Origin of the sequence: Ancylomarina sp. (assembly GCF_041555295.1) — a bacterium.
Lineage (GTDB): Bacteria > Bacteroidota > Bacteroidia > Bacteroidales > Marinifilaceae > Ancylomarina.
Genome location: NZ_JBFFKR010000221.1, coordinates 1 through 5748, shown reverse-complemented (window position 1 = coordinate 5748; position 5748 = coordinate 1). Strand labels below are relative to the sequence as shown.

General features: G+C 37.0%; 3 protein-coding genes. 2 read left to right on the top strand and 1 reads right to left on the bottom strand.

Annotation, left to right across the window (positions count from 1 at the left end; all coding sequences use genetic code 11):
* Positions 1-536, top strand: a 536-nt coding sequence (locus ABY905_RS13240; protein ID WP_372644648.1) for a tetratricopeptide repeat protein, incomplete at its 5' end; no start/stop codon positions are given.
* A gap of 85 nt (positions 537-621) precedes the next feature.
* Here the strand turns inward: ABY905_RS13240 and ABY905_RS13235 are convergent.
* The gene (locus ABY905_RS13235) at positions 622-4065 is read right to left on the bottom strand and encodes a hypothetical protein (protein WP_372644646.1); all 3444 of its coding nucleotides are present in this window, start codon (positions 4063-4065) and stop codon (positions 622-624) included.
* A gap of 631 nt (positions 4066-4696) precedes the next feature.
* Between ABY905_RS13235 and ABY905_RS13230 the strand changes: the two genes are divergently transcribed.
* A partial coding sequence (locus ABY905_RS13230) for an MFS transporter (protein WP_372644644.1) occupies positions 4697-5748 on the top strand: 1052 nt, incomplete at its 3' end.

Genomic DNA, 5748 nt, shown 5'->3' with positions numbered 1-5748 from the left:
TTGCTTCTGTAAAAGCACAAAATGTTGAGCGTTACAAAGATTATCATGACAAGGGTAGAATGCTGATTCTGGAAGGTAAATATCAGGAGGCCGTTGCACAATTGGATACAGCTATTCAAATTATGCCTTATTACGCTCGAATCTTTCAAGACAGGGGTTATGCGTATATGCAGCTTAAAAATTACAACCTAGCACTACGCGATTTTGATCACGTCTTAAAAAAGCAGCCTTACTTGAATGAGGTGAAATTACAACGAGGCATGGCTCTATATCATTTAGACTATCTGGATGATGCAGAAAGAGATCTTTTAAGTATTAGGAAAGTAAGACCTGATAAAAATTTCGAAGCTGAATATTATCTGGAGAGTATCAATAAAGAAAAAGAGTTATTACGCTATAAAGAGCAGGAGAGAATTAATTTATTGAGATATCAAACTGAATCTCGCCGATTGGAAAGAGCCAGACACAGAGAAGATGTTATTTGGAATACAGTTGTTCCGTTAGCTTTTTGGACATCCGTCTTTTTGACTTGGTAATAAAACAATTTTTAGTCAATCATTATTACACAAAAAGCTCCACCTAATGGTGGAGCTTTTTTAGTATTTCCAAATTAGGAGGATATTAGTCTCCTAATGTGCTTTTTGGTTTTTCACGATTAAGCATATCGATGGTTTTTTGGTCTAATTTCGACACTTTCCATTCTGGTTGCTTAATTTCTTGGCTTTCTTGTGAAGATAGCCACTCAATGTTGTACAAACCTTTCAAAACCTTCTCTTCCTTTTGTTTAGCAGTCATACCATCGAAAGCAGCACGACGCTCAGCCGCTTCTCTCTGCTTCTTTTCTTCGATTTCTGCTTGCTCATTATAGAAGGCTTCTGCTCTAAGATTTTTCAGATAAGGTAGAGCTACAGTTGGGAATAATTCCAACAACAACATTTCTTTCTCATTCTGAGCCAACTTAACGCCACCAAACTCTTCCAGAACAAGGTTTTCAGGAGCTTGATACTTACTTACATCATAAGGCGTTGCTTCACGTTGTCCACAAATCTTCTGACGGTATTCCGGATCAATATCGATTGGTGTCTCACCATACTCCCCTTTAACCAAATTAAAGAACTGATTGTTCACATTCGTATAAGGTGCTTTTCCGCTGTTTACATCTAAAACGTAATTTACAGCCTGAACCCCTATAATTTGTGACGATGGTGTTACCAAAGGAGGACAACCAGCAGCTACACGAACTTCAGGAACTTTCTTAAGTACGGTTGGCAATAAATCTTCAAGACCTAAGCCTTTCAACTGAGCCAACATATTGGTGTACATTCCACCGGGGATCTCAGCAGCTTTTACCTCCTCGTTTGGAGCAGGGAAATTGAACCAGACATCAATTGCGTTACAAACCTCTAACAACTCAGCTTCCTTATCTGCCTTAGCCAAAACAATTGCTTTGTCAAAAAGAGCATCAATATCAGCTGGTAAATAATCAGCTGTAATATCAAACTCACGAGGGAACATTTTGTATGAATCAAATTCTGCGATTCTCTCACGAATACCTTTCAATTCAGTATTGATTTTCACCACAGCATCTAAATCAACACCTGTATCCAAACCAAGCTTATCAGCAAAAATCTGAATAATTTCGAATGCTGGAGCCGCAGGTCCACCTGCAAAATTTAGGATGTTAGTATCTACAATATCAACGCCATTTATAATAGCCATCAAGACCGCACCTAAACCGTAACCTGGTGTACAATGTGTATGAAAATCGATAGGTACTTTAACCTCTTTCTTAAGACGCTTAATGATTTGTCCTGAAAGTGATGGTGGAATCAATCCAGCCATATCCTTTACAGAAATCATATCAGCACCCAAAGCTTCCATCTGCTTGGCTTTGTTTAGGAAATAATCGACATCGAAAATTTTCTTAGGCAACTTCTTACCTGAGAACACAGCTTGTATACGTTGCTTACGAGTGAATTTAGGATCCACTGTATAACACACTGCACAGTCAGCAATACCGCCTGCTTCCTTAATATACTTAATGGTGGTTTCCATATTTTTCACGTCATTCAGACAGTCGAAAATACGCATAATACCCAAACCACTCTTTACTGCATTCTTATTGAAACCTTCAATCACCGACTCTGGATATGGGCTATAACCAAATAGGTTACGTCCACGAGAAAGAGCTGTCAGATATGAAACGTCTCCAATAACTTCTTTAATTGATTCCAATCGGTACCATGGATCCTCGTTAAGGTAACGCATTACTGAATCAGGAATAGCACCACCCCAAACTTCCATGGCATAAAACTTAGCATCCTTATAAAAAGGCAATACTTTCTCAATTTCGTGCTGAGGTACTCGAGTTGCGAATAAAGACTGCTGACCATCACGTAAAGTTAAGTCACGAATCTTAAGTTTAGCTGTACGCTTGATCTTAGCTCTATCAGCGGCAATTGCTTTTTTGTTTGCTTCGCGCTTAGCCTCGAATTCAACTTTACGCTTGCCTTCTAAATAGCCTTTAGCTACCAGAGGGAATAATTCAAGCAACATGAATTCCTTGTCGTCTTTAGCTAATTTAACATCACCAAACTGAGACAGGATTGTGTTTTCAGGTGCTTGATATTTATCCATATCGTAAGCCGCTTCTTCTGCTTTTCCTGTAATTCTTTTACGGAATTCTGGTGCAATCTCAATAGGCGTTGTACCGTACTCTCCTTTTACAAGATTAAAGAACTGATTGTTTACATTGGTGTAGAATGGGCGACCCGAATTCTCATCGATCACACAATTTACGGCCTGTACCCCAATAATTTGGGAAGAAGGAGTTACCAATGGTGGACAACCTGCATCCAGGCGCACCACTGGAACAACTTCCAACACTCTCTCGAGTAGGGTTTCCAAACCTAAAGACTTCAACTGGTTTAGCATGTTGGTATACATACCTCCAGGTATCTCGGCTTTCTTAACCATTTCGTTAGGAGCCGGGAAATTAAAATATTTTTCGATAGCATGACAAGCCACTAAAAGCTCGTCTTCTTTATCAGCTTTAGCATACTCAATTGCATCAACAAATAACTTGTCAATTTCAACTGGTAGCTTATCTTTAGTTATATCAAATTCGATAGGGAATTGCTTATAACTATCAACTTCAGCTAAAGCACCCAGACGAATTTCTTTTAGAATTTTATTAATCTCAACAACAACTTTTGGATCACCATCTAATTCAATGCCTAATTTTTGGCAGAAAAGATAGACGAGTTCGTAAGCTGGTGCTGCTGATCCACCTGCAAAATTCATGATGTTTGTATCAATAATATCAACACCATTTATAATTGCACTTAAAGCTGAAGCTAAACCATAACCAGGAGTAGAATGCGAGTGAAAATCTACAGGTACAGTCAATTCCTCTTTAAAACGACGGATGATTTGTCCTGCAATTGAAGGAGAAGCTAAACCAGCCATATCCTTTAAAGAAATCATATCAGCACCCATTGCTTCCAACTTCTTTGCTAGGTCAACAAAGTATTCAAGGTCGAAAATCTGATCAGGAAGATTCTTAATCGTCATTCTATCACGATCTTCTTTTTTCTCAGGGAATTTAGAGTCGACCGTAAAACAGACTGCACAGTCAGCAATACCACCAGCAGCTTTTACATACTTAATGGTCGATTTCATATTCTCGATATCATTCAGACAGTCGAAAATACGCATGATACCAAGTCCCGATTTTACAGATTGAGTATTAAACTTCTCAATGACCGATTCGGGGTAAGGACTATATCCAAAAAGATTACGACCGCGTGACAAAGCGGTTAGTTTAGAAACGTCACCAATCTCTTTTTTGATTGATTCAAGACGATACCATGGATCTTCGTTCAAATAACGCATCACCGAGTCGGGAACTGCACCACCCCATACTTCTAAAGCATAAAAACCTGCTTTTTTGTACAGAGGAAGAACCTTCTCAATTTCTGCCTGAGGCATTCTAGTTGCAAAAAGCGATTGTTGTCCATCTCTTAAGGTAAGATCTCTAACTAATAATTTTCTATTCTTAACCATATCCCTAAACTTGATTATAAACGCAAAAAATGCTGCATTTAATTAATTATGTCCATACTCGATATAAAATCAGCATTTTGTGCCTGACTTTCGAATTCAAATTTATAAACATTTTTGTATTGAAGAAATCTTTCAGCATTAATCACGCTATGTTGTACAATACCTGACAATAGCGATTTACATGACTTTTATCATTAATGATTTTTTTCATTAATCAAGACTATTTATTGCAATCGATATCGACAAACAAGTGGTTTTACAGTAATATCAACTAGACACCTCATTAACAGCTTAATGATTCCAATAATCAAGAACATAAACATGTAATTAACCACGGCAGCATATTGTTAATACAAATATTAACTACCTACCTGCAATATTTGTGAAGATATTTAAAAGAATGTTCAAAAACATATCGGAAAAATATTCGAGATTTTCCTTTTTAAGAAAAAACCTAATAGCTGGAATGAAAATCATTCCCTATTTTGTACTCCATAAAGACAATTTGTATCCGACCCTTATGAATTCCCAAATAAAAGACAATCAATATAGAAAGTTTTGTGCCTATGGATTTCTTAAAAACCTGAGATTTTTTGATGCCTTTTTAATTCTATTTCTAATAGATAAAGGGATGACATTTACTCAAATTGGAATACTATATGCCGCAAGAGAAATTCTCACTAATTTATTCGAAATTCCATCTGGTTTAATTGCAGATATTTATGGCAGAAAAAAATCACTTGCCGCCGCACTGTTCATATTTATCCTCTCTTTTCTGATCTTTTGGCTTTCGACAAATTTCTGGCTTTATCTATTCGCCTTTATCATATTTGGAATAGCTGATGCTTTCCGTTCTGGTTCTCATAAAGGCATGATGATGGATTACCTAAAGCTAAACAACTGGGCAAGCTATAAATCGGAATACTACGGGCACACCCGATCGTGGTCCCAAAGAGGTTCTGCCATTTCTGCACTTTTAGCAGGCTTACTGGTTCTTATCGATGGCAACTATCAGAACATTTTTATTTATTCCGTTATTCCCTATGCTTTCAATTTTGTACTTATACTAAGCTACCCCGCACAGCTTGATAAACCACAAATAAAGATTGATAAAGAGAAACCCTCATTTACCAATAGCTTTAAGGCACTATTTAGAGTTTTGAAACAAAAAACCGTATTCAAATTGGTGAGTACATCCGCTTTTCACACTGCTTATTTAAAGGCTCTTAAGGATTACATACAAGCCATAATGTTGAGTATTGCTCTACTAATTCCAAATCTCAAACAAATTGATATTAACAGACAAAATGGGATGGTTATAGGTATTCTTTACTTTTTCATATATCTACTAACCTCATTTGCATCACAATATTCATCGCTCATCCTAAAGAAAGCACCTAATAATTTGGCACGTAAAACTCTCCTTATGGGACTTTTATTTGGAGTTACCTGCGGTGTATTTTTTAAATATGATATGTGGATCTGGGCTTTTGTTGCATTCACTTTTATATTTATTATCGAAAATATCAGAAAACCAATATTAACAGCATTTGTTGCTGATAACGTTCCTGAGGAACTACTGACATCCGTTTATTCGTCTCAATCGCAACTACGAACTTTATATTCAGCAATTATCGCTTTTGTCTTTGGAGTATTAGCTGATACATGGGGAATTGGCATTGC

Coding starts and splice junctions, on each gene's coding strand:
- ABY905_RS13235 (WP_372644646.1), bottom strand. CDS start 4,065: ATGGTTAAGAATAGAAAATTATTAGTTAGAGATCTTACCTTAAGAGAT.